We start from the raw sequence: 24,117 nt of genomic DNA on the forward strand, positions 1-24,117 counted from the left end.
ACGTTTTGTTACTTCCACTATATGCTTGTCATACTGAAAATGTTCTTTCGTTTTAGAGGAGCGCACTCCCCATTTTTAATTATTTCGCAGGAGCTCCACCTGAAACAGCAGGTACATTAAACGAGTTCTTCGCCGTTGTTCCGTCCTTGTCCGTTTCGTAATTAAATAGGGTACCATCCTTTGACCAACTCGCTGACTTCAGTGTCCCCTCTATGCTGCGTTGTTCAACCAAATTTAGAACATCCGGTTCGCTCACAGGTTTGGAGTATATGCTGATTTGATCACCAATAAGCATAACTACATAGGAGCCGTCAGGTGATTTCCATTCTTTTGGTGCTGCTGTTGTAGCCATTCCCTGATCCGGTCCTGCTGCGAATCCTTTGTTTCCTCCAGAAGCGTCTGCACCTGCACTGGAATCAGGTACAGTGTTACCTTCAACCGGAGCATCTTCAGTTATATTAGGTGTTGTATCCTGAGAAGTGAAGGATTGCGCATCTCCATTTTCTGTTTCTGTTACTCCACTCTCTTCCCCATCTGCAGAAGATTTAGGAGAATCTCCTGATCCCTGAATTCTCTGCTCAGAATCTTGGTTTTGAGCCGGATTCTTCTGATTATCGGTCGAAGGAGTTCTGGACGAATTATCCTGCGGTCCTTTATTCGGAGCAGGCGTTGATTCAGTGGCCGGTTGTTTAGGTGTCGGATCTGACTGAACTTCAGGCTCCTGTACCTCATCTCCACCGTCTTCAGGCATTGTTTCTACGTCTTGGTTATCTGGTTTAGTTGGTGAATCATTCGATTGACCCACAAACACATCGTTGTTGCTTGGTTGTGACGAAGTGGCAGGATCATAATTTTCAATATTCTTGCTTAACGAATTCTCATCCAAATTGCCGCTCTCTTGAGAAGCTCCAGAGCTCATCAGCATGGAATCGGCATTCTCAATCTGTTCAGGCGGATTTCCCCAGATGGCAAATCCCAATATAACTGCCGCAGCCGCTGCACCCATGGACATACGTCCTGCCATCGAGTTAAGCCATTTTTGCTTCGTTTTCCGCTCACTTGAACGTTGTAAATTCTCAAATGTAGCGGGGACAGGATTCATTTCCTGTATGGTGCTACTTTGTTCCTTCCGCGCTTCGTCAATGGCATCAAGCTGTGGCATAATCGCATCAACTAGACTAAATTTCGGGCTTACTTGCGGTAATTCTTCCAGTTCTCTGGAAAGAGCTCTGAGTAAACTAAAATTCTCGGCGCACTCCGGACACTTTGCCACATGCTGTAGCATCTGCGCGGTTTCCGCCTCGCCCAGATCATGATCCAGATAGCGGTGCATCCATTCCACCACCTCTTCGCATTTCATCCTGTCACACCACCTTTCTGATATTCCTGTAGTAGATTCTGTAACTGCTGTCTGGCTCTAAATAAATAAGATTTCACCGTATTCAACGGAAGATCGAGACAATCCGCAATTTCATTGTAGGATAAGTCCTGCAAATATCTTAGAACAATAACGGTACGATGATGCTCGGGAAGCTTGTTGATCGCATCCTGAATGTCCTGGGCCACATATGTAGACATGACCTCGTACTCCACATCCTGATTATCCTGAAAAACCATGTCATGTTCGTCAATGGAGACAGACGGCTTGGTTCTTCTGAATTTATCAATACAGATGTTCGTGACGATGCGTTGTACCCATGTTTTGAATTGGGCCTTTTCTTCGTATGAATTGATTTTGGTGTAAATTCGGATCAACGCTTCCTGCGCAGCATCCAAAGCGTCCTGTTCATTATTTAGAATGTAATATGCGGTCCGATAGACATGTTGTTCAATCTCCCGCAATAGGGTAATTAGAGCGTCGCGATCGCCCGATTGAGCGGCTCTGATGAGTTCCGGCTCTACCACAAAGGATCCCCCTCTCCCTGCAACCTTACAGACGTGATCATCAATAAAATTGTTGCAAAGTTAAGTATTTTTTTAATTTGCCATAACAAAATAACGGCGTATGTATTAGGGCCGCTGAAATCTTCTCTTAGAATAACAGAAATTGCATAACGAGTCACCAAACGTATCCAAAAGGGATTCCATTACTTACACGACTCAATTCAAATGCAATGGCATACATTATAGATAAGCACTTTTTTGGTTCCTAAAATAAAAAAAGTCGAAATTTGTCCAAATTTAAGCTGATTTTAATGCAATTTTCATGAAAATAGTGTATTGTAAATTTACATTCATAAACACGAGGTGATGAGCATGCCAGCTCTTGCGAAAATTCAAGCTTTAAAAGAACAAATGCCCAAAGAATATCAAAGTATTTCCCACTTTGTTGAACATGCATTGGAGTCCATTGATACTCTGGTCGAGGAACATCGGAAGTACGTAGCTGCACAGGCATTATACGGCGATAAAATCGTTGGATCGGAAGAACGCTTGTACAGAGAAACCGTACTGGATGTCAGAGCACAGCTATTGATGACTCTTGAGAAAACGGTAGAAGATCTGTTGCACAAGGGCGACAAACACTGGAGCAAACACTTTAAGGATGGCGTAGAGTAGTTCTTATATTTCTTCTACATTTTGAAAAAATGGCCCGTTTTCCGATATTCTCCCTCCTGGGGTGTAACGGAAAGCGGGCTTTTTTTGTACTGTGACTTGCAATCAAAAGAAGTGATTAATTGGTATATTCATCAGTAAATCGCCATCAGTTTGCCATTGAGAAACCCTAAAGCTCTTATGCCTGCGGAGCTGGCATACACCCAAACCTCGATTTTGCCTTTTGAACTCGTTTCATACGTAATGCTCGATGGATCTCCCCATGCAAGGCGCACCTGAGTTATGTTCATTCCTAAAGCTACTTCTCCAGCAATGATTTTATTCCAAGTAGACTTGGACCAATTGTATTTCTTATACGGATCAGAAGAGAAGAATTGGTTGGAATCGGCAAGCATCTCCGTCACACTGGAAGGCGCCCCTCCTGCATAGGCAGAAACGGTTTTTCCTTTTGCATTACGGAAGATAATAGAGTAACTTCGATCACCGTATTTAATCTTCTCAATTTTGATATCTGATATGGTCACTTTACTGAAACGTTGCCCTAAACTCGTATCACTGTTGATCCAGTAGGACTTGCCAATGAAGCGAGCAAGATTCCCCAACTCTTTTTTCTTGATCAGTGCAAGTGTATCCTTCGATTCCACCAGAATAGAAGAATTTCCAACCAGCACCTTGGCCTGCTTTAGCTCAGCATCCCATCGAACCTGAATACCCGCAGCCTGTCTTAACAAGTCCGCAGGAAATACAGTTTGCCCTCCAATGGTTTGTACTTTCCCTTTCAACTTCAGCTCTTTGTTGTTTAATCGCGCAACAGCACTCCCTTTTTGCAAAACAATACTGTCATCTCCAAATTGAATTTCAAAAGATGAACCCTTCACATCAATTTTGGCTCCCAAAGTTTTGAACACCGACTGTACTGGCAAGTATACATTTCCATCCAACAATGTGGCGCCTGTTAACTTTTGCTGTGAATCAACGTTCAGTTGAAGACTTGAGGCAAAATCACCTATCTTCAAAGTCACTTTGGTTGTTCCTATGCCCGTAACCTTCAGTTTGCCTCCTGCCTGAATTTGTGCAACTCGGGGCTGCTCCACTATAATTTCTTCAGGCAATGGCGCACGCTTGTTTTTGAAACCATTACTATAATTCTCCTGAACAGCAAGCGTGATCGTATCCCCAATATTAGCTTCCTTGGAAGATGCCGTAAGTGTCACTTGATTTAACGCGGGAGCTGATAGAGGAGTTAACTTTCCATTATCATATGTAGCCCATGATCCATCTTGTAACTGTGCATATAGCTCATCCAGATTAGGCGCATACACCATCCGCGATACGTTACTTAAACCAGGCAGTTGCTCGCCCTTATATTTGGCAGTTCGATCGTAGCTCCAGACGCTTCCATCCTGTTTCACCGTGAGCAGCTTATGCGTACTCCCCCACCAAATCAAAGATTGCACATTATTCGCAACCGTGATGTAGTCATCCTCATACAGCATACTTACGATCACTACCGAGTCATCATTTTTCAGCACTGCTGCGTAAACACCATTCGTTGCAATTGCTTTACCATCAGGTACATTTCCAGCTTTACGTATTTTGTTGTATTTGTCATAATATATATCTCCTGATGAAGATAATGCGCTATAAGAAGAATCGCTTCCAAAACTATAAGAATCCGCATCGATAATCGATTCCAAAACCTTAGCCTGATCATCAAAATTATAAAGGTTTCCATCCTGAAGCTGAACCCATCCATGGCCATAAACTTTCACAACGCCATTGAATTGTTTCGTTACTGGTTTATGCGCATTGTCCTTATTCCACCGAATCACTTGGCCATCGGCAGTCCACCCATAGATGGAATGGTCTTCTGATTTTGAAATACCAATCAGTTTTCGATTTTGTGTCCATACTCCACTTGTGGCCCCTTTAGACCAAAGTGTACCATCGTCCAGCAAATAGTCATTTCGGTCAAGAACTGAAGTGATGGAATTACCCGATCCAGATGATGCAAAAGCGGAGGACTGTCCTACGATCAAACCGATAACTAAAAGTCCAATGCATAGGGCTATCGCTTTTCTAATCCATTTCACTCTAAACTTCTGAGTTGCATTTCTGTTCTTTTTACTTTGCGACATTTCTACAAGTTCCATTTTCTTGATCCCCTCATTATTATGTATAGTGCTACGATCCCTAAGTATCTCTATCCCTCCTCTAAGGTGGGCCTAACTATTATTCGGTAAAAACAACCATAATCCTGCAACAAAAATCACATAACATTAATCAAATCCGTAACTAAAAACATATTTTTACATATATACAACAAACCAAATACAAATGATTGCATTTAATAATCTAAAATAGAAACATATTATAAACGAAATAGGGCGTGCAACCGTAACAAAACTATAAATGGATATGCGGGAGATTAAATGAATCTAATAATATTTTTCAAATACTTCCTGGGATTCTTTCTACTCAGTAGTGTGTTATTCATTGCATTTAATATGATAATTTGGCATAAAAGTTGGGATCAAATTGATCATATACTAAACTTATTCAGCGCAACTATAATTAGCTTGATAGTTGGCATATCAAAGGCAAGAGAGTAACTGATTTTTAGTCAACTATCCTAAGTGATAGTCTAGATGTCCTTACACTTCATGAAGTATTACTTACTTCTAGTACGAAAAGTTGAAAAAAAGATGACTGCATAACTAAAATATTATAACGCTGGAACCATCTGTCGCTAGCGAGTGAAGCAGCTTATGGACAAAATGTTCGTTAGAAAAACTCTTACATCCGTATCTGAATATAAGAAACTATGGAGAAATCGGAACAGCAAGGAATTATTTCAAATCCAAATAAAGGTCGGTTTATATAGGATGTGCAAATCCATTCTTATAGAGAAGGTACAAACCTTAGAAAAACGAAGGTTTGTACCTCTTTTGTGTGATGAACTTATTGATTATAATAAGGGCCATTTCCTGTGGATTTATTCAAGGACAACAACTGAGACACCGTTACGAATTGGTAGCCTTGCTTTTTTAGTGATTTAAGCATGTGGGGCAGCGCATCAGCTGTAGAAGCGTGAATATCATGCATAAGTACAATCGAACCTGATCTGATGTTTTTAGCAACCTCTTTATTTACGGCTTGAGCGTTCCGGCTTTTCCAATCCAGCGAATCCACTGACCATAAAATAATGGGTGTTTTCTGTTCTTTGGTGACTTTTTTGACTGATTCATTCATAGCACCATAAGGCGGACGGAATAGGGTTGGTTTTTCCCCAGTCGCATCTTTGATTCGGTGCGATGATTCTATGATTTGTTTGCGCACCTCACTCAGGCTCATATTCGCAAGATTCGGATGACTCTTGGAGTGATTGCCGATCTCGTGGCCGGCCTTAGCAACCTTTTTAGCCATATCAGGATAATACTCTACTTGTACGCCCAGCATGAAGAAAGTAGCCTTCGCGTTATACTCCTTCAAAGTCTTTAGAACTCTAGGTGTCACCTTTGGGTGAGGCCCATCATCAAAGGTAAGAGCAACATATTTCCCTTTAGGATCAAGCGGAGGCTGAGTTGGCCTCTTCCCTTTTGGTTCATCGTTATTTTCATAAGTAATATTCCATTTTTTAGTAAGGTCCTTCTTCAAGTAGGAATGCAAGGATTTCAGTGGAATGTTCACTTGGACCGTTCCGGCTGCACCTGCAGCGATCTCGTATTTATTAAAGTATAAAGTAAAGACTCCGTTACCTATGGACCATTTCCATCCAGATGGATTTTTTATAGATTTTTGAAGTTCTGCTTCGAATACATAAGAGTGAACGTTTTTCTGTTTCTTCAATTCCCCCTTCACGATGGACATAATATGGTTAACAGCTGCTTTGTCATAAGTCATGATATCAGATAAATTCAATATTTTATTTTCAGCTGTGTCGATATTAAAAGATTTTATTATCGATTGTCCATTAGCACCGCCTGTGGTGATTTGATAGGAAGTGAACACTAAACTATATAAATGGTCATTAATTTTATTCGTATCTACTGTAATATTCAATTCAGCACGATGATCGCCTTGAAGCGTTTTTGCACCGGTTTTAACCTGGGTTAAGAATTTCTTTTCCTGATCATTGACCCACGTCTGAATAGGAGTATTAATCTCCTTGCTGTTTGAGAGAACGTTGCTAATCGACAGTATATAATGCTTCGTATTCTTCGTCCTTGTTTCGATATTTAAGCCTGGGTATGCACTGGGCGACACTTCAACGTTCTCTGTAACGCTGTGGTTCCCAGCTAGAACATTTTGCACCATTAGATTGATTCCTAGAATCCCGCCAGCTAATACAATAAATCCAACCAGCCAAACGGGCCACCGTGTTTTCTTCCTTTTGTTCATTTCAAATCATCCTTATCTTTATTCTAGTCATAAAACTGCAAGTCATTGTCTATCATTTCTTCCGGCGATGGTGGCCCAAAACTATCGAAATACGATACCTGATGAAAAATCAACCATCAGTTATTCACATCAAACATCGATGACAGAAAGGCACCACTGAGTGCCTGCACTCTCGACAGATCGATAATGAGGAGCCACGCAAATCCCCCTAAGCCCATCATGCATTTTACTTTCGTCCTTATCTTTTTGATTTGTCGCTCATAGGCAGGACGCCGAGGTTGTGAAAAAAGTTTTCTCCAATTAATGTAATCAATGAAGAGAACAAAACAATTTCATGGAACTTCTGCCTTTAGAACTAAAAAAAGCATCCCGTAAGAAGAGAGTCTTCGGGATGCCACATTCAGAATAATCGTCATGTTTCCAGCATAAGACTTGAATTAATGTTGTACTTGTACATTTAGAATGTCGGACACAAATTGGATTGCACGTAAAACTGATTTTTATGAATCGAAGTGGCTGCGCCGAGCGCTTTGGGAGCCATTTTCGAGAAGAAGCAGGACTCCTCCTCGTAGGACGCGCTTGTCCACTGCTCATTTTATGCACTTTTGCAGACTTTGCGGCTGAACCTCACTACACTTCATATACAAGAGATTCTGTGCAATTTCGAGCAAAACGATCATCACGCCATAGGCTCCCTTAGTAAGCTGCCACCTTTTTCAGATCCAACTTTACTGCGACTTCTGGCTTCATATCATTCGGCTTTGCCTCAGAGGCTGGCATTCTTCAAATTGAAACGGAACTCCGGTGAACCCACATATCCCGGCGCGATACTGTATTTCGGGAAGACGATAACCAGTTCGCCTTTTTCAATATAAAACGACTGTTCCGTGAACGTCCCTTTGAATTCTTCCAGGAAGTATTGATCGGGATCCTTTCTCATTTGCGCAAGAATATCTGCATCAAGCTTTTCTTTGTAGTTAGAACCGAGGAGATCCTCCAGTGTCACGCGCTGAGCCGCATAGGCATTTTTCAAGTTGTAGGTATCGATCCGGGGCATGCTTGTTCCGCCCCTGTAACCTTCCGTGATTACTTCAAGCGAAACTACTCCTGCCGGGTTTCCAGTTCCGTCCGACTTTAGCTTATAGCTGACGTAAAATTCATAGGGGTGGAACTTCTGGTGATTTACTTTTGCCTTTTTGGCCGTTTTTGCGGCATCCTTCTCCCACTGAGCAAGATCCTTTTGCGCACGGGATAAAAGGATGCCATTCAGTTCATTCTGGTATCTGGTGTCCAGCATGCCGTCCAGCTGCGGTACCTTGATGTTCACAATAAGGTTCTTGCTTGTTGTGCTCAGTACCTTCTCCACGATTTTCACTCCTGTAGCCAAAGGGACGGTTGAATGTACCTTAGAGCTGACAGTTACGTTCGCTGAAACAGGTGCCGAGGCCAGCGCATTTGCAGATAAGCTCGCTGCGCCGACGCCGAGCATGGCTACACAGCCCATGGCCCCCATCTTCATGTATTTTATCGTTTTCTTTTTCATAGCTTTCATCCTCCATCTCTTTGTATGAGTGTCTAATCAAGCACACTCATTGGCTAGACGCATGAGATGGTACAGAAAGTTTTGGAAAATCAAAAACAGAACAATGTCTCTTCGACCAAAGTACTAACAAAAACCAGCTAATGTTTGTCAAGCATTTCTGGTTGGATGAGTTCTCTTTTCGTGGTATACTTTTTCCGACCAACACGAATAACCTCCACGGGTATGGAGGTTTTGGTTAAATATGGATTACACTTGGTAGGGCTGGCCTTTCTGCAAGATGGCGAAAATGTGATGTAACAGCTTGTTTGCGCAGGCGATCACGGCCACCTTGTAGGGCTTGCCCTCGTTTCTTTTTTTCTCGTAGTACGAACGGATTCTTGCATTCGCATTCTTTCGCATTCCACATTGCACCGCTAAATATAGTGAACGTCTGAGCCTTTTAGAGCCTCGTTTCGTAATTCGTGTACTTGTCGCTGTGAACTTTCCTGAACTGAAAATCCCTGGGTCAAGGCCCGCAAACGCTACAAGTTGCTTCGCATCACTAAACTGTTTCACATCACCTAGTTCAGCTACAATGGCTGCGGCCAGTTTCGTTCCAATTCCCGGGATACTTCTCACCAGTCCGACTTCAGGCAGATTTTCTGCAAGTTCCTCCATTTGTTTTTCGAGTTCCTCCAGTTGCCGAATCATCGTCAACAATAAAGAGACCATTCCGAGCAGTGCCTTGCTTTGAGCGGGGCTACGCCGAATTTCTCTCCATTCATCCAGTACTTCCTCCAGTTTTCTCGCTTTTTCATTGGTCCATCGCTTGGAATGGGATCGTCCCGAATTACCCTGAATGACTTCATTCCAATTCGTCACACTTCCCTCCAAACAATGAGACAGCACCGTCAATGATGTTGTTGAAAACACATTGTAAAATATCTGCTCATACGTCGGAAAAACTTGCTCCAGCAAGGCTCTGCTGTTCAGCTTCGCCTGCACAAAGATTCCCGTGACAAACTCATGCTGCCGAGTCAAATGCTGTAGCTCTGTAAACGTCTCATCCCAATTTCGATGCGGCTTCACGTCGCCGCGATAGTACATCTCTGCCAGATGCCAAGCATCTGCAGCATCTGTTTTAACTTTGCGTAACTGCGTTCCCTTCGCTCGCTTGGATTGCAAGGGATTCACAATGTAGTAGGTGTAGCCACTCCGATTCAGACAGGACACCAAGGCACGATGGTAATGCCCAGTCGCCTCCAAAACAACCACTGGAGCAACACCCGTTTCGGCTTGAAGGGCCCCTAACATCTCCGTGAATTGTTCGAATCCACTCGCAACATGCTCAATGACGATAGCTTTACCAACGGGCTCATTTCGTTTTTGAAACGCCTGTATCACACTTGAACCTTTAGCGACATCTACACCAACAACAGGTTCCATGCCCTCACTCCTTATCTTTCGTTTCGCCGGTCCTTTCCACGATGGTTCCAAACCCATAGCTTCGCTTGTTATACGGGGTCAACTGCCCCTACCAGCCCAAACATGGTCTTTTGGAGGTCGTGGGAGAACTGTTTTTGTTACGAGGTCCTAGCCCCTAAAACCGCCACGTTCTCCCGGCTTCCCCCATCGTAAAACGACCACAAAAAAAGGCCAACCAGTAATTACTGGCTAACCTGACAATACGAAAAACCGGCGCGGGGTACCCCATCACCGGTCTCTTCCATTACTTAATGTATTTGTTATTAATCAGAACGTCTTTCAACACATCCGTGGGAATGACGAATTCCACAGAACCCATATAGCCTGGCGCAACGTCATATTCGTTGAAAGCAATCACCAGCTTGCCGTCGTTGTTGATATAGAAGCCTTGATCCTTCGCGATGCTCTGGAACTCACTGGTGATCGGCACGTCGGTAGCTCCCGGAGCCCAGTAAATCTTATTAGGGTCCGCTTTCATTTGCACCTGCATCTGCTCTTTAACGTTGTCGCTGATGAGCCGTACATAACGATCGTCCTTGAACAGCATCGGCAGAGTTATGAGGATTTGGTTTTTCTTATCGATCGTATCAAACTGAAGCTCCTCCGAGGATGAAGCAGCGGTCTTGACCACGTATCTTTGTATAGATAAAATCTCGTCGTTGTCCGTCTTTACTTCATATCCGACATCAAGTCCCAGATGGCCTCCGCCTTGCTTCTTCAATTCGCTGATTTCCGCCTGGAACTTTTCGTAAAGCGCTTTGTTCTCCTTCATATATTTCTCGTTCAACCCGCTTTGCAACTGCTCATTCTCCATATCGGTAATGGAAGGCACTTTGATAATCGCATTGTAATTAGACTCGTCAACCACGTATTCCTTGAACGTGAGCACTTGGATAACCCGGTCCACACCCGGTATGGATGACAATGCTTTCGCTACAGGAGGGCTCACATTGATCGCAACAAGGAACATGACCGCAGCCGCACTGGAAACAGCTAACCATCTGTAATTTGAGCCGCGGCCCCTCCTTCCCTCCTTAGAGAATTTATGAATCGATTGGTTTACAATGCTATCCAATTCATCTGGAATGGGTATTTCTTGATATTCTTTTCGCAGCTGTTCCATGTTATTGTTCATCTTACTCGATCTCCTTTGGTTGTTTCATCATTCATTTTGATTCGCAATAGCTGATGCGCCTGATACAGCCTTGTTTTAATCGTATTCACATTCTCATCCAGCACAGCCGCAACTTCTTCGATCTTCATGTCTTCAAAATATCTCAGTATAATGACGCTCTTGTATTTATCCGGCAAGGATTCGAGCATTCGCTTCAAATCAATGTCCGTATACGTATCTTCTTCCCCGGGGCTGTAGGTTTCGATCATTTCATGATCCATCGCCTGAACCTTTTTGTTACTGCGCAGAAAATCCAGGGCGGTATTCACCACAATCCGGTAAAACCAGCTTTTGACCGCATCTGGGTTCTTCAAAAGTTCGAGATGCGTCATCGCTTTGTATATGGAGTCTTGTACGATATCCAGGGCATCATCCTTATTTTTGACATAGCTATACGCAAGTCGGTATACGTTCTCTTTATGCTCGGTAATACAGTGTGTCAGAATTTTTTCAGTTTTCCTATTGAACATGGCCGATTATTCCTTTTCTATATAAATCTTTTGTCGTAACAAGAAGTAAGACGTATACGGGTTCCCAAAAAGTTTTGGCATCCAAAATTTTTTTCACTTCTGCAAATCGTTCAAGGCCCTCACAAGCAGCTCAGCGTAAACCTCGGTGCCTCTATTAAATGCACCTCGTCCTTTTAAAAATAATCTTCCCATCCTTCACTTACCGAATACCAGTCTACTACCGATGACCGAATTCATTTGAAACTTTCGAAGGTTTCTTTCCGAAAAAACAATGTATCACTCGGAACCGAAAGTTGTTTGGTAGTCTGTAGCGCTTTTGTCGTTGTAGGCTTTCTATAGTAACGATATTTCATATTTTTAATCCGTCTCCTTCTGATCTGTGCCGGTGGAACCACGCTCCCCTCCCTCATTTCCTACCCTGCCACTACCAAAAAATATGTCACCACCATGCAATTAAGAAAAAAGTCGTTTCGCAGCGAAACGACTTCTTTCTTTTATAGGTCAACTAAGTACTTTCTTTCTCTAATTCCCACTTTTCCTCAACCTCTGTATGTTAAAATATAGTAACGCCTTAGCCTATCTCTTATTGAATATAGTTATTTAGGGAGGTCAATATTTAAATGACAAACACCCATAGAATCAATAGGCCGCGCGGAAAAATAGTTGCAGCTGTATTAACTGCAGTTCTCATTTCACTTGCAATGGGGATATATCACTATGTCCCTATAGATGAAAGATTAGAGAATACTTACTATTATTCATTCGGGTATAAATTTGCGGTTGGATTATTGATTAATCTCGCTATTTTACTTTTCTTACTTACGCCACTTTCTATATTGGTGGATGGATTACTTTTATACAGAAAAAAAGATAATACGTATAAAAGATTGCTCGTTGCAATCGTTGCATATGGTCTATTAGGCTTCATAGGTGGGATCATCTACTCGATATTTACACGTAACTTCAGTACTTTTTCTGCTCAAACTATCCACATTGTTGTATGTTCTCTTGTCTTTTTAACCTTCCAGTTGGTATTAAATCGGAGTTTTCTTCACTCATCTTCATACCGATAAATAGATTGCCTGCCTTCACTCAACTCCAAACAACTTGTACCGGATATCAATCTTCCCATCTTTCACCCTCATCTGAACCTCTCCCATCTGATCTGTCCGATAAATATCTGACCCGGTAGCCTCCAGACGTTCCATCACTCCCGGATTGGGATGCCCATATGTATTGTTAACTCCTGCAGATATCACAGCTGTTTTGGCGTTCCAGTATTGGAGCCAGGCTTCGGTGGACGACGTTTTACTGCCATGATGAGCGACCTTTAGAACGTCAATGGAGACAGATGCTGAAGCATCATTTAAATTACCTTGCAACGGGCGTGTAAGTACCCTTTGTACAACTCCCTCTGTAACTCCAATATCTGCACCTTTCTGTTCAAACTGGGCAGCCAACGAGCCATCCTGAATCATATAGAGCAGGTCCTGCTCGGCCGCAGCATCCATATCTCCGGTGAACAACATGGAAGCCCCCGCCATTTCCAGCAAAAAGACAACGGAATCGTGATTCTGATGTTCAGACACTGGTAAATTGCCTGATCCATTTACATCCATATGTTCCAGATCCGGAGCTATAAAATGTAAAATTGTCTCCTTATCAACCTTATAGGACATGCCTTGCTGAATGGCGTACAGAGGAATTTTACGTTCCATGGCTGTGTCCAGTAATTTATCAAAGTTTTCTTTACCACTGGTTGTGCCATTAAACATGAAACGTTTAACCGGAATCTGTTCCAGCACAGCCTGTAGTCCTCCGGCATGATCCTGATCGGCATGCGTTACAATTACAGCGTCCAGTTGATGGATACCTCTCTTTTTCAATAGAGGAACAACCACCTTGGCTCCCACCTCATACGGATCACGCCTTGTTTTCCACGATTGTTCGGTGTTCCCAAAACTAACCGTTCCCCCGCCATCCACCAGAATGTGTTTTCCTTCCGGGGTTGTAATCAATGTGCTGTCTCCCTGACCAATATCCAAAAACTGCACGATGCCGGTTCCAACAGGCTGCGGAGTCTGATATGCCCACCACAATCCAGCAATAAAGCTGAGCGCGAGCAACCCGCACAACCATTGCTGAGCTTTACTCATTCGTTCATGTGCATAATATCCTGCACCTCGTGCAGTAAATGCACTTGTATACTCCGGCCAGGCAATACTGGCTCCTAATGTCGTTAATGAAGTTTCTTTTCCATCTACACGGTTCTTACCTTGATCCTGTGCCACGTTAGACATAGAAGAGCGAATGCCCACATTCTCCATGGAAACTGGAGGTTGTCGCCTCACAAGAGGAGCCGTCTCTTCCTCAATAAACGTTGTTTCTCGCTGCTCACCATTGCCACGATGCAACAGGTAGAGTAAGGCATACAACACAGCATAATATGTGGAAATCCATAACAAGGGCGGTGTTGCCCAGATCAACACAAAACCTGGCAGGCTGTTCATCCACTCCACGCTTATAAATGTCAGTTGATTCAGTTGCATCGCAATCCATGCGAGAGGTTTCGCCAAGGGAACCCATATGAATGACAATAACATGGCGACCGTCCCCAGAGGTAATACAATAGCACTGATCAAAGAAACCAGCAGAAAGTTAGCTACAAATGAGAGTAGTGAGAACTGGTTGAAATACAAAATGGTTACTGGGAACGAAATCAGCTGAGCGGTCACGGTCACGGATGCCGTTGCAGCCAGAGATTTCGGCCAGCCGCTGAACAGCCGGTTAATCAATGGCATGTAGATCATCAAACCTGCGGTCACGAGAAAGGATAACTGGAAGCTCACGCTTAGCAAAAAGTACGGGTCCCACCACATCATCAGCAACGCTGCTGCACTGATCATCTGAAGACCGTCTCTGGCGAGACCACGACGTGCCATATACAACCCAATCATGGACATAATTCCTGCCCGAATCACTGAAGGTGAACCTCCGGATAACAGTACATAAGCTGGCACCAGGATCAGAACAATCGTGAGTGCCGTCTCTCTGGTAAGCCTTAGCCAAGATAGAATGAGAAGCAACGAAGCAACATATACAGCGACATGGGTTCCGGAGATTGCCAGGATATGCGTTAGACCGAGTTGTGAAAACTGACCATAGGTACCTGGATCGATATCAGTAGCCATCCCGATAATAAGACCCTTCATATAACCTGCATGAGGCTCTGGAAATAACTGCTCAACCGCCGAGCCCAACTTATGCCTAGTCCAATCCGTCCAACGTAGTACGTTATATTGTCCAAGTCCCTCAGGAGCAACTGCTGTGACCGAACTGGCTCCTTTCACTTTGAACAACCAGTGGATATGCAGGGTGCGCAAGTAACTGCGATAATCAAACCCGCCAAAGTTCCTGGCTTCACCAGGAAGGACAAAAGAACCATTAAGCGTAATCAAATTTCCCCTCTTCCAGCCCGCTGCTACCTGTTGTTCTTCTTCCTCCAACAGTCTGACTTGTACCATCAATTGTTCATCTATGTTGAATGCAGATGATGCTACAAGATCTGTATCTGCTGACGAATCCGATATTGGTAATATTGAAGACATCTGTATCTTAAAGTCAGCCCGATCTCCATCAATACGTACATCTGACACAATTTCACCCTTAATTTCAGCTGACCATCTGTCCAACTCATGAACAGCGATATGCATGGTCTCCGGCAGACTACTATGATTGCGTGCGTCATTCCACTCCCAATGTGCAGCGCCTCCAATAAAGGCAGCGAGTAAAAATAAAACAGACCATCCACGCACATCCATAAAACGAAGTAAAAGTGGTAAACATGCCAGAGCTCCAATTAACCCCCAGATTAACGCCCAGCCTGTTAACGCACATGCTATCCCGCTCCCGCACAACCAACAAATCGTAAAACTTAATAACGGTCTGCCTTTCATTTCTCCCCCTCCTTCATTTCACCCGTTGAACGCAGAAAAACCCCCGGAAAGCCAATTCAGGCTTGCCGGAGGTTCTCCCTCACATATTCGACCATATTCACATTAATTGCTCACAGTCATCATCGTTTCCCGCGGGGGCTGGTAATTCTCCAGCCTGCGGAACGTTATGCCCTTCTGTTCCATCATATTGGTAACCTTGCCGGTATCTTTAGGATAAGAACGATGAAACACGATTTCTGTAATCCCGCTATTCGCCAGCATATTGGCACATGTCCAGCAAGGTTCGTCGGTCACATACACGGACGAGCCTTCGCGGTCGATTCGATCTGTGAATAAAAGCAAATTTTGCTCCGCATGAATTGTGCGAATGCATCTTTGCTTTTTCACCATTTCTTCTTGCCCATCGGTCACGACCAACTCATACTCTTCCGATATCATGCAACCTGCTTCAGAACAATCCGGGACGCCGGTGGGTGCACCATTATAGGCTGTTCCCAGCAGTTTCTTTCCCTGAACAAGAACGGCGCCCACATGACGACGCGAACAGCGGGAACGGGTGGAAACCATATACGCGATGTCCATAAAATACGTATCCCAGTCCTTGCGTACCGCTGTACTCATGCTGCTTTCCTCCCGCTTAATACAATTTATATTTTAATTTTACCGGATCTGCACATACGGCGCCATCTTCTCCAGCATCTTCATCCCGATTCCTTTGACCTTTGTCAGATCACTGACTTTCGCAAAAGGACCATGTGCATTCCGATAGTCCACAATAGCTTGAGCCTTCTTCTCCCCAATTCCGGGAAGCTCGATAAGCTTGGAGACAGGAGCGGTATTCACATCAATCTTGCCATTGTCGCCAGATTCCTCACGAACTACAGGTGGATTACTGCTTGATGCCGTCTCCGAGGTAACCGAAAGATCAGAATTCGTACCCTGCGCAACTGGTTCAATCGAATTTGAGGTGTCCGGTGGATTATCATTCGTCTGACTTGTAGTTCGAACAGCTGTATCACCTTCAACCCTAACGCTCGCAAGCCCTTTAGACTCTTCTGCCTTTGTCTCATTCCCAGTCTGCATCCCACTTGCATCAGCTCCCGAAGATGCTCCTGTATTGCCCTGAACCGAAGTAGCCGACTGTACAACAGGGAGTTCCTGCTCTATCGTCGGCTTCTCGGTGCCGAGCTGCAAGGGTTCCCAGCCACTAGGTGGTTGTTCACTTTTGCCCGACCATAATATAAGTATACTTCCAACCACCGCAGCAGCAATGGTCATCCCTTTGTTCCATCTCATTCTTCCACACCTCTCCCTGAATTCAAAATCATTCATTTCGAACACGGGCGGTGCTTCCGAACCGTTGAACTTTCCTGATGAAACAAGTTGTGCATTTTTCATGTCATGTGAAACAGGTCCTCACGCATAGAATAGAGGGAATGAACTGCGCCAGTACCGTAAAGCATGAAAGGAGGCCTGAAACAATGAAGGTTGGATTTATCGGAACCGGCAGCATGGGCAGCCTGCTAATCTATGCCCTGATCCAATCGGGTGCACTTGAGCCCCGGCAGATCGCGGCCAGCAATCGAACCCCGTCCAAAGTACGTCAGTTATCCCTCCGTTACCCCGGTCTGCATGAATCCCAGAGCAATCGGGAAACGGTGATCCGAAGCAACATCATCTTCCTGTGCGTGAAGCCGCTTGAATTCAAACATGTTATTGACGACATCCTGCCTGTCGTGAATCCCAATCATATAATTGTCTCGATCACCAGTCCCGTGCAGCTGCGACATCTGGAATCTTCACTTCCTTGCAAAGTCTCCAAGGTAATTCCCAGCGTCACACACCAAGTCGGCAGTGGAGCATCCCTCTGCATACATGGCGAACGAATGACCAGTGAAGACCGCGCTGTGTTGGAAAGTCTGCTCAGTCATATAGGCAGGCCGTACCAAGTGGATGAAGCCTGTACACGAATCACATCCGACTTCTCCAGCTGCGGACCTGCATTCATATCGTTCTTTTTGGAACAGTGGATCGAAAGTGCAGTGAAGCTGACAGGCATCAAAAGGGCAGATGCCTGCGCTCTGGCTGGCGAAATGCTCCTGGGAACAGGCAAGCTGCTCACCGAAGGAGGATACACCCCGCAAGAGCTTCAGGCTCGTGTCGCTGTACCTGGCGGTATTACCGCTCAGGCACTCGCACTGCTGAAGGTTAGTCTTGACGGCGTTTTCGACAACCTGATCCACACGACACATGACAAATATGATGAAGATTTGTTAAAGCTGGATGAACTATTCCGAGCCGGTGAGATTAACCGGCAACAATATTAACGAGTTTGCCTGGAACGGCAATGACCTTGCGAATGGTCTTGCCTTCCAGCGCCTGCTTAACAGGTGCCAGCTCCATCGTAAAGTCCTGCATACCCTGTGCATCCAGATCCTTCGCGATCGTAGCACGAGTTACAATTTTACCATTTACCTGAACAACGATTTCTACTTCCGCATCCACTGTCATGGACTCATCATATTCAGGCCAAGCCACGTAAGAGATCCCACCTTCGTGACCCAAACGGCTCCACAGTTCCTCTGCCATATGCGGTGCCAGTGGTGACAACAGCTGCACAAATTTCTCCATCGCTTCACGAGGCAGTGTGTCCGCTTTGTATGCATCGTTGATGAAAATCATCAGCTGGCTGATGGATGTGTTGAAGCGCAGATGTTCCAGATCATCCGTAACCTTTTTGATCGTTTTGTGAGCAGTTCGTTTGAACTCATCCGTTCCACCGTCCACCGTAATCTTGTCATTGATGGCTCCTGTGTCTTCGTTAATGAAGAGACGCCATACACGTGACAGGAAGCGGTGCATGCCTTCAACCCCGTTTGCATTCCACGGTTTTGTCGCTTCCAATGGTCCCATGAACATCTCGTACAGACGCAATGTATCTGCACCGAATTCATTCACGATTTCATCCGGGTTAATGACATTACCACGAGATTTACTCATTTTCTCATTATTGGTACCCAGGATCATACCTTGGTTGACCAGTTTGTGGAAAGGCTCTTTGGTCTCCACAACACCCAGATCATACAGCACTTTGTGCCAGAAACGAGCGTACAGCAAGTGAAGTACGGCGTGCTCTGCTCCGCCAATGTACAGATCAACTGGCAGCCACTGCTGCTGTTTCTCCTTGGAGATCAGTTCCTTGTCATTGCGCGGATCGATAAAGCGCAGGTAATACCAGCAGCTACCCGCCCATTGTGGCATGGTATTGGTCTCGCGACGTGCCTTCATTCCCGTTTCCGGATCTACCGTATTCACCCACTCCGTAACATTCGCCAGTGGTGATTCTCCTGTACCCGAAGGTTTGATCTGGTCGATATCAGGCAGCAGCAGTGGAAGTTGATCCTCAGGTACTGTCTTCATCGTTCCGTCTTCCAGATGCAGAATCGGGATTGGCTCACCCCAGTAACGCTGACGGCTGAACAGCCAATCGCGCAGACGATAGGTCACTTTCCCTTGTCCTTTACCGTTCTCTTCCAACCAAGCAATCATCTTGGCAACCGCTTCTTCATTATTCAGTCCGTTCAAGAAATCGGAATTCACATGTGCGCCATCACCCGAATATGCCTCTTGTGTAACGTCTCCACCTTGAATAACCTCGATGATATCCAGACCGAACTGCTTCGCAAATTCCCAATCACGCGCATCATGACCCGGAACTGCCATAACCGCACCTGTGCCGTAACCTGCAAGAACGTAATCAGCAATCCAGATCGGCAGTTTTGCACCATTAACAGGGTTGATTGCATAAGCGCCAGTGAATACACCTGTTTTGTCTTTGGCCAAATCTGTACGTTCCAGATCACTCTTACGAGAAGCCTGCTCCTGATAAGCCTGAATAGCTTCACGTTGGTCATCGGTTGTAATTGCTTCTACCAACTCATGTTCCGGAGCCAGTACTGCAAAGCTCGCACCGAACAATGTGTCCGCACGGGTAGTGAACACCTTGATAACTTCCTCGCGACCCTCAATGGCAAATACAACTTCCGCCCCTGTCGATTTACCGATCCAGTTGCGCTGCATATCCTTGATGCTTTCAGACCAATCCAGCTCTTCCAGGTCTTCCAACAGACGCTCTGCATACTCGGTAATTCTCAGAACCCATTGACGCATCGGTTTGCGTACAACCGGATGTCCTCCGCGTTCACTCTTGCCATCAATAACCTCTTCATTAGCAAGTACCGTTCCAAGGGCTTCACACCAGTTAACTGCAACTTCATCTACATAAGCCAGACCTTTGTTGTACAGCTGAATAAAGATCCATTGCGTCCATTTATAGTATTCAGGGTCCGTTGTGCTGATCTCACGATCCCAGTCATAGGAGAAACCAAGCGATTTGATCTGGCGACGGAAATTGTCAATATTACGGAATGTAATATCTCGTGGATGTTCACCTGTATCCAGTGCATGCTGCTCAGCAGGCAGACCGAAAGCATCCCAACCCATTGGGTGCAATACGTTGTAACCGCGCATACGTTTGTAACGGGAAACGATATCCGTTGCCGTATATCCTTCCGGGTGACCTACGTGCAGACCTGAACCGGATGGATAAGGGAACATATCCAGTGCATAAAATTTCGGTTTAGCAGGGTCCTCACCCGTTTTAAACGTTTTATTTGCATCCCAATATTGCTGCCAACTTTTTTCCATGACTTGTGGCTGATAGCCGTGTTTCGGCTGGTTATTCTCACTCATCTATTGTTCCTCCTTCAGGTTATTCACTTTAGCTTTAATTGCAACAAAAAAACCTCAGCATCCCGTAGCGTTTGCAGCGCTAGGGACGAGAGGTTGAATTCCCGTGGTACCACCCTAGTTAGTGGACGAACGTGCTTCGTCATCCACTCCCTTTGGACCTGTAACGGCGGTTAACCGATGCGGATTTCCATTCCTGAACCCAAGCTTTATACAAGCAGGTTAAACAGAATGGTGTAATCACCGCATTTCTCCAAGGCGAGTTCGCAAATCACTGTCAACCGGCTTGCACCAACCGCCGGCTCTCTGTTATGTACAGGAATTACTACTGATCCTTATCATCGAAATATGTATACAATATCGGGACCATTATATAAAAAAGCAAGCCCAAAGTCAATATTACACGTTATAATGACCCTTTTAAGTCACACGGTTCGTACCGTTCAATAATACTCGTTGCTGTTCAGGATAACCGAAAACGCTCAATGCCTTCCTCCAGATTATGAATGGTCCAATTCACATGTTCCTGATTATCATATTGACGATAAGCGCACTCAATGCGCAGCACCAGATCAAAGTACAAGTCATAGAGACTTCTTCTTTTCAGCTCACTTTCAGTCGTAATCTCATGCCCATACCCTTTCACAAAACCGGGTGTATAGTTAAAATGACTGAAATAATGCTCCATCAGAGGATCTGCCCACAGTGAACGTTCAAAATCAATAATCGCTGTGATACGACCTTTGTCTACTAGAACATTGCCATCCCACAGATCCCAACTCACAAGAACAGGTTCTTTTACATCGTCCAGCACATCCGATTTCTCTTCAATCAAGCGTCTCAATTCAGGATAATCGATTGAAAATTTAATTCCGGCTTCTTCCCCGTCGGTAAGAATATCATCCATCAGATTCATAAATGCTTCTTTCCATGTGGAATATTGCTGTTTTTGCTCCGAGAAATATCCAAACTTCTCGCCTTTGATTTCATTAATTCGACGATTGTACCGACCGAGCTGGTGTTCAATGGCCTCCTGCTCTTCCGCAGAATATTGATCCTTGACCTGATTATAGGGTGTTCCAGACATGTACTCCATGATAAAATAACGCGCTGAAGCCATAGTTAACGAATCATCATAAGCCAGCACTTGGGGTACGGGAACATCCTGTAGCTCCGTGATGAGGCGTAGTGCCTCAATCTCAGCAATCATGAAATCCTGCTCACAGCGCATCAGATTTGTCGAAGCCGACGGTGCAATTTTGAGTACCACTCGCTGTGCGTCACTCAGTGTAATGAGATATGCATGATTGGCCCAGCCATCCACCATTTCCTTGTAGTCCTGTATACTTGCAGAGAAATGCTGCTCTATTATGGCATTCAACTGTTCTGACGTAAGTCTTGTTTTATATGTACTTTCCATTTCTACACCTCACATTGACATTTGATTTATTTCCTCAGAAAACGCTTTCTATCCGACTATTATCACCTTCTTTACTTTAACTGGCAATACTTTTTGTCACGTCGTTATGTCTTTTCTTGCATTCCTCTACCCTATTTAAGACTATTGCTATTCATTCTCCATAAAAAAATCAAACAAAAAACTGCCCTTATGCACCATAAGGACAGTTCTCATTATTCGCTCTTACTTCACAGCCACGTAGAACAAGCGCTGTGCGCTGTCTCCAGCTTCTTTCCATTCAAAATCCGCATATACCTTCACGTCTCTAAAACCTGCCTTGGACAACTCAAGCTTCATCCAGTCCGGGTTATATGCACGCTGGACATGAACTTCTTCAAACCGCTGATACATATCCTTGCTACCATCATCCACACGCGAAAAAATACTGAGATGATGTTCGATCTCACAGCGATCCTGATCCAGATCACATGTCCAAATATACGACACGGAGCGCTCATCCAGTACAAAAGGCTGCTCTTCATCATAACGAATAAGGGTATTGGGATGATGCACATCAAACAGGAACGTTCCATCAGGCTTCAGCATCTCGTATGTCCGCTGGAATGTTCGAACGACATCTTCTTGTTCAAGCAAATAATTGACGCAATCACAGAAAGATATCACCGAATCCACAGGTTCCGGAACTCGCCATTCCCGCATATCCTGCTGCACCCAACGGACACTGCCCTCACGATACAAGCGATGACCCTGAGGCGTAGCCTCCATCTTGCTGCGTGCAACCGACAGCATATCTGATGAGAGGTCAATGCCTGTAACTTCGAAACCGGAGTTCACGAGCGGGATCGTAATGGAGCCCGTTCCACAGCCAAGTTCAGCGACACTTTTGGGCATTCCATGCTTTTCCCATGCTGTTCTTGCAAACCTTATCCAGTCCGGATAAGGCATATCTTCCATTAATTCATCATACACATAGGCAAATTTCCGGTAAGACATGTCAGGCACCGCACTTTCAATTTCATTTTCCAATCCTGTTAACAAAAGAAAAAACAGGGGCATCCGGTGTTTACCCAGCCTATCCCTGCCTTATCCGAGTTCCATATTACAACTATTTAATCAGGAAGATTACTTGTTTTCACTTTGATCCGCAGGAGCAGATTCGGACAGATACGTCCAGCTTTCCTTTTGGACCACCAATCCGTCTTTCATCAATTTGCCCAAGGCACGCTTGAAGGCAGACTTACTGATGCCAAAGCGTTGCTTGATGATATCCGGCGGAGTTGCATCCGAGTATGGCATGCCACCCATAGGGCGTTCTTTCATAAAGGCGAGCAGCTTGTCTGCATCTTCGTTACGTCCAACTTGTTTGAGTTGAGTCATCGCCAGATTCACACGTCCGTCTTCACGTACCAGTGTCACCCGACATTTCACTTTTTCACCAAGACGCAGCATATGACTACGTTCGGATGAATGAATCATACCAATTGCGCCAAAGCCCAGTACACCGCCCTCTACAAGTACAAAAGTACCCATCTGCAGTGGCTTGTATACCGTCGCTTCAACCCACTCGTTCAACCATGAAGTTGGCGCATGGAAAGACAATGGTGAAAGCTCACGTTCCCCGGCCAATTTGGCACGCAGACGTCCCTGCTTGTCATGTTCCATGATTACAAAGACTTCATCCCCCACTTGAGGACGCAGTTCTTCCAGTTCAGGCAATTCACGAATAGGAAGCAGCAATTGCCGTCCAAGACCCATTTCCAAGAAACAGCCCAGTCGTGGGTGAACATCAGCCACAACCAGTCGTGCCATTTCGCCAAGCATGAGATAAGGCTTTTTCATCGTTACGGCCAGACGATCTTCTGTATCAAAGAATACAAATACCTCAAGCGTCTCACCAATTTTAATATCCCGTGTTAACTCGGTGTAGTGAAGCAGTACATCTTCCGATCCTGTCGTCAAAAAGAAGCCAAACGGAGACACTTCACGTGAAACCGGCAAAGAGACGACTGTTCCAGCAATCAAACTCATACAGTTTCCACCACTTTGGCATCAGACCATAGTCGTTCAATGTTGTAATATTCGCGCTCGTCACGGTGGAAGATATGAACAACAACATCGCCCATGTCCATCAATACCCAACGTGCGGAATCCATACCTTCGATACCTTTGATCGTCGCTCCGGCTGCATGAGCCTGTTTGCGAATTTCAGTGGCAATGGCTTGTACCTGTGTATCGGAATTCCCGTGACAAATAACAAAATAATCTGCCACCAGGGAAACATTAATCAGATCCAACGCTACAATGTTGGATGCCTTTTTGTCGTCAGCGGCAGCAACCGCCATATTCATAAGTTCTTTCGATGATACTGTCATGAACCAACCTCC

General features: G+C 44.8%; 19 protein-coding genes and 1 other annotated feature. Of the genes, 3 read left to right on the top strand and 16 right to left on the bottom strand.

Features of this window, described 5'->3' with window-relative positions; genetic code table 11:
• Window positions 1-79 precede the first annotated feature (79 nt).
• Both NST38_RS21745 and NST38_RS21750 read right to left on the bottom strand, forming a co-directional pair.
• Window positions 80-1,360 carry a zf-HC2 domain-containing protein gene (locus tag NST38_RS21745; RefSeq protein WP_076250674.1) on the bottom strand — a complete coding sequence of 427 codons (1,281 nt, stop codon included), beginning with the start codon at window positions 1,358-1,360 and terminating at the stop codon, window positions 80-82.
• Window positions 1,357-1,905 carry an RNA polymerase sigma factor gene (locus NST38_RS21750; RefSeq protein ID WP_017687205.1) on the bottom strand — a complete coding sequence of 183 codons (549 nt, stop codon included), beginning with the start codon at window positions 1,903-1,905 and terminating at the stop codon, window positions 1,357-1,359. The genes NST38_RS21745 and NST38_RS21750 overlap by 4 nt, the downstream gene beginning before the upstream one ends.
• A 351-nt stretch (window positions 1,906-2,256) precedes the next feature.
• Here NST38_RS21750 and NST38_RS21755 point away from each other — a divergent pair, with 351 nt between their 5' ends.
• Complete coding sequence (locus NST38_RS21755; protein WP_017687204.1) at window positions 2,257-2,559, top strand: hypothetical protein; 303 nt, start codon at window positions 2,257-2,259, stop codon at window positions 2,557-2,559.
• A gap of 131 nt (window positions 2,560-2,690) precedes the next feature.
• Here NST38_RS21755 and NST38_RS21760 read toward each other — a convergent pair whose 3' ends face one another.
• The 6 genes from NST38_RS21760 to NST38_RS21785 all read right to left on the bottom strand — a co-directional run bounded on the left by NST38_RS21760 (window position 2,691) and on the right by NST38_RS21785 (window position 11,608).
• A complete protein-coding gene (locus NST38_RS21760) occupies window positions 2,691-4,709 on the bottom strand; it encodes a copper amine oxidase N-terminal domain-containing protein (protein ID WP_083684407.1) in 2,019 nt (672 codons plus the stop codon).
• Window positions 4,710-5,517: 808 nt separating this feature from the next.
• Complete coding sequence (locus NST38_RS21765) at window positions 5,518-6,957, bottom strand: polysaccharide deacetylase family protein (RefSeq protein WP_076250672.1); 1,440 nt, start codon at window positions 6,955-6,957, stop codon at window positions 5,518-5,520.
• 766 nt (window positions 6,958-7,723) lie between these two features.
• Complete coding sequence (locus NST38_RS21770) at window positions 7,724-8,500, bottom strand: DUF3298 and DUF4163 domain-containing protein (RefSeq protein ID WP_076250670.1); 777 nt, start codon at window positions 8,498-8,500, stop codon at window positions 7,724-7,726.
• A 246-nt stretch (window positions 8,501-8,746) separates the two neighbouring features.
• Window positions 8,747-9,925 carry an IS110 family transposase gene (locus NST38_RS21775; RefSeq protein WP_076254983.1) on the bottom strand — a complete coding sequence of 393 codons (1,179 nt, stop codon included), beginning with the start codon at window positions 9,923-9,925 and terminating at the stop codon, window positions 8,747-8,749.
• A gap of 283 nt (window positions 9,926-10,208) precedes the next feature.
• Window positions 10,209-11,099 (bottom strand): DUF3298 and DUF4163 domain-containing protein, encoded by an 891-nt coding sequence (locus tag NST38_RS21780; protein ID WP_076254424.1) that lies wholly within the window; start codon window positions 11,097-11,099, stop codon window positions 10,209-10,211.
• Window positions 11,096-11,608, bottom strand: coding sequence for an RNA polymerase sigma factor (locus NST38_RS21785; RefSeq protein ID WP_036615117.1), 513 nt, complete (start codon window positions 11,606-11,608; stop codon window positions 11,096-11,098). Before NST38_RS21785 ends, NST38_RS21780 begins: the two co-directional genes overlap by 4 nt.
• 620 nt (window positions 11,609-12,228) lie before the next feature.
• Between NST38_RS21785 and NST38_RS21790 the strand changes: the two genes are divergently transcribed.
• On the top strand, window positions 12,229-12,681 hold the full coding sequence (locus NST38_RS21790) for a hypothetical protein (protein WP_076254422.1): 453 nt from the start codon (window positions 12,229-12,231) through the stop codon (window positions 12,679-12,681).
• A gap of 15 nt (window positions 12,682-12,696) precedes the next feature.
• Here NST38_RS21790 and NST38_RS21795 read toward each other — a convergent pair whose 3' ends face one another.
• The 3 genes from NST38_RS21795 to NST38_RS21805 form a co-directional block, all read right to left on the bottom strand.
• Window positions 12,697-15,564, bottom strand: coding sequence for a ComEC/Rec2 family competence protein (locus tag NST38_RS21795; protein ID WP_076254421.1), 2,868 nt, complete (start codon window positions 15,562-15,564; stop codon window positions 12,697-12,699).
• A gap of 102 nt (window positions 15,565-15,666) precedes the next feature.
• Window positions 15,667-16,185, bottom strand: coding sequence for a deoxycytidylate deaminase (locus NST38_RS21800; protein ID WP_076254419.1), 519 nt, complete (start codon window positions 16,183-16,185; stop codon window positions 15,667-15,669).
• A 39-nt stretch (window positions 16,186-16,224) separates the two neighbouring features.
• On the bottom strand, window positions 16,225-16,860 hold the full coding sequence (locus NST38_RS21805) for a ComEA family DNA-binding protein (RefSeq protein ID WP_076254417.1): 636 nt from the start codon (window positions 16,858-16,860) through the stop codon (window positions 16,225-16,227).
• Between the two features lie 185 nt (window positions 16,861-17,045).
• Here NST38_RS21805 and comER point away from each other — a divergent pair, with 185 nt between their 5' ends.
• On the top strand, window positions 17,046-17,891 hold the full coding sequence (gene comER / locus NST38_RS21810; RefSeq protein WP_036668550.1) for a late competence protein ComER: 846 nt from the start codon (window positions 17,046-17,048) through the stop codon (window positions 17,889-17,891).
• Here the strand turns inward: comER and leuS are convergent.
• The 5 genes from leuS to rsfS all read right to left on the bottom strand — a co-directional run bounded on the left by leuS (window position 17,872) and on the right by rsfS (window position 24,105).
• Window positions 17,872-20,316 carry a leucine--tRNA ligase gene (leuS, locus tag NST38_RS21815; RefSeq protein WP_036615125.1) on the bottom strand — a complete coding sequence of 815 codons (2,445 nt, stop codon included), beginning with the start codon at window positions 20,314-20,316 and terminating at the stop codon, window positions 17,872-17,874. The two genes, comER and leuS, sit on opposite strands and share 20 nt — an antisense overlap.
• 78 nt (window positions 20,317-20,394) lie before the next feature.
• Window positions 20,395-20,664: a binding site (T-box leader), on the bottom strand.
• A gap of 112 nt (window positions 20,665-20,776) precedes the next feature.
• Entirely contained in the window at window positions 20,777-21,733 is a 957-nt protein-coding gene (locus NST38_RS21820) for a phosphotransferase family protein (protein ID WP_076254415.1), read from the bottom strand.
• A gap of 222 nt (window positions 21,734-21,955) precedes the next feature.
• Complete coding sequence (locus tag NST38_RS21825) at window positions 21,956-22,726, bottom strand: class I SAM-dependent DNA methyltransferase (RefSeq protein WP_076254435.1); 771 nt, start codon at window positions 22,724-22,726, stop codon at window positions 21,956-21,958.
• A 129-nt stretch (window positions 22,727-22,855) separates the two neighbouring features.
• Entirely contained in the window at window positions 22,856-23,761 is a 906-nt protein-coding gene (locus tag NST38_RS21830) for a CvfB family protein (protein WP_036668546.1), read from the bottom strand.
• Entirely contained in the window at window positions 23,758-24,105 is a 348-nt protein-coding gene (rsfS, locus tag NST38_RS21835) for a ribosome silencing factor (RefSeq protein WP_036615136.1), read from the bottom strand. The genes NST38_RS21830 and rsfS overlap by 4 nt, the downstream gene beginning before the upstream one ends.
• Window positions 24,106-24,117 lie beyond the last annotated feature (12 nt).

The organism is Paenibacillus sp. FSL H8-0104 (genome assembly GCF_038050215.1).
In the GTDB taxonomy this organism is placed as follows: domain Bacteria; phylum Bacillota; class Bacilli; order Paenibacillales; family Paenibacillaceae; genus Paenibacillus; species Paenibacillus amylolyticus.

Coding starts and splice junctions, on each gene's coding strand:
- rsfS (WP_036615136.1), bottom strand. CDS start 24,105: ATGACAGTATCATCGAAAGAACTTATGAATATGGCGGTTGCTGCCGCT.
- NST38_RS21745 (WP_076250674.1), bottom strand. CDS start 1,360: ATGAAATGCGAAGAGGTGGTGGAATGGATGCACCGCTATCTGGATCAT.
- NST38_RS21760 (WP_083684407.1), bottom strand. CDS start 4,709: ATGGAACTTGTAGAAATGTCGCAAAGTAAAAAGAACAGAAATGCAACT.
- NST38_RS21755 (WP_017687204.1), top strand. CDS start 2,257: ATGCCAGCTCTTGCGAAAATTCAAGCTTTAAAAGAACAAATGCCCAAA.
- leuS (WP_036615125.1), bottom strand. CDS start 20,316: ATGAGTGAGAATAACCAGCCGAAACACGGCTATCAGCCACAAGTCATG.
- NST38_RS21770 (WP_076250670.1), bottom strand. CDS start 8,500: ATGAAAAAGAAAACGATAAAATACATGAAGATGGGGGCCATGGGCTGT.
- NST38_RS21830 (WP_036668546.1), bottom strand. CDS start 23,761: ATGAGTTTGATTGCTGGAACAGTCGTCTCTTTGCCGGTTTCACGTGAA.
- NST38_RS21790 (WP_076254422.1), top strand. CDS start 12,229: ATGACAAACACCCATAGAATCAATAGGCCGCGCGGAAAAATAGTTGCA.
- NST38_RS21795 (WP_076254421.1), bottom strand. CDS start 15,564: ATGAAAGGCAGACCGTTATTAAGTTTTACGATTTGTTGGTTGTGCGGG.
- NST38_RS21825 (WP_076254435.1), bottom strand. CDS start 22,726: ATGTCTTACCGGAAATTTGCCTATGTGTATGATGAATTAATGGAAGAT.
- comER (WP_036668550.1), top strand. CDS start 17,046: ATGAAGGTTGGATTTATCGGAACCGGCAGCATGGGCAGCCTGCTAATC.
- NST38_RS21780 (WP_076254424.1), bottom strand. CDS start 11,099: ATGAACAATAACATGGAACAGCTGCGAAAAGAATATCAAGAAATACCC.
- NST38_RS21765 (WP_076250672.1), bottom strand. CDS start 6,957: ATGAACAAAAGGAAGAAAACACGGTGGCCCGTTTGGCTGGTTGGATTT.
- NST38_RS21805 (WP_076254417.1), bottom strand. CDS start 16,860: ATGAGATGGAACAAAGGGATGACCATTGCTGCTGCGGTGGTTGGAAGT.
- NST38_RS21820 (WP_076254415.1), bottom strand. CDS start 21,733: ATGGAAAGTACATATAAAACAAGACTTACGTCAGAACAGTTGAATGCC.
- NST38_RS21775 (WP_076254983.1), bottom strand. CDS start 9,925: ATGGAACCTGTTGTTGGTGTAGATGTCGCTAAAGGTTCAAGTGTGATA.
- NST38_RS21785 (WP_036615117.1), bottom strand. CDS start 11,608: ATGTTCAATAGGAAAACTGAAAAAATTCTGACACACTGTATTACCGAG.
- NST38_RS21800 (WP_076254419.1), bottom strand. CDS start 16,185: ATGAGTACAGCGGTACGCAAGGACTGGGATACGTATTTTATGGACATC.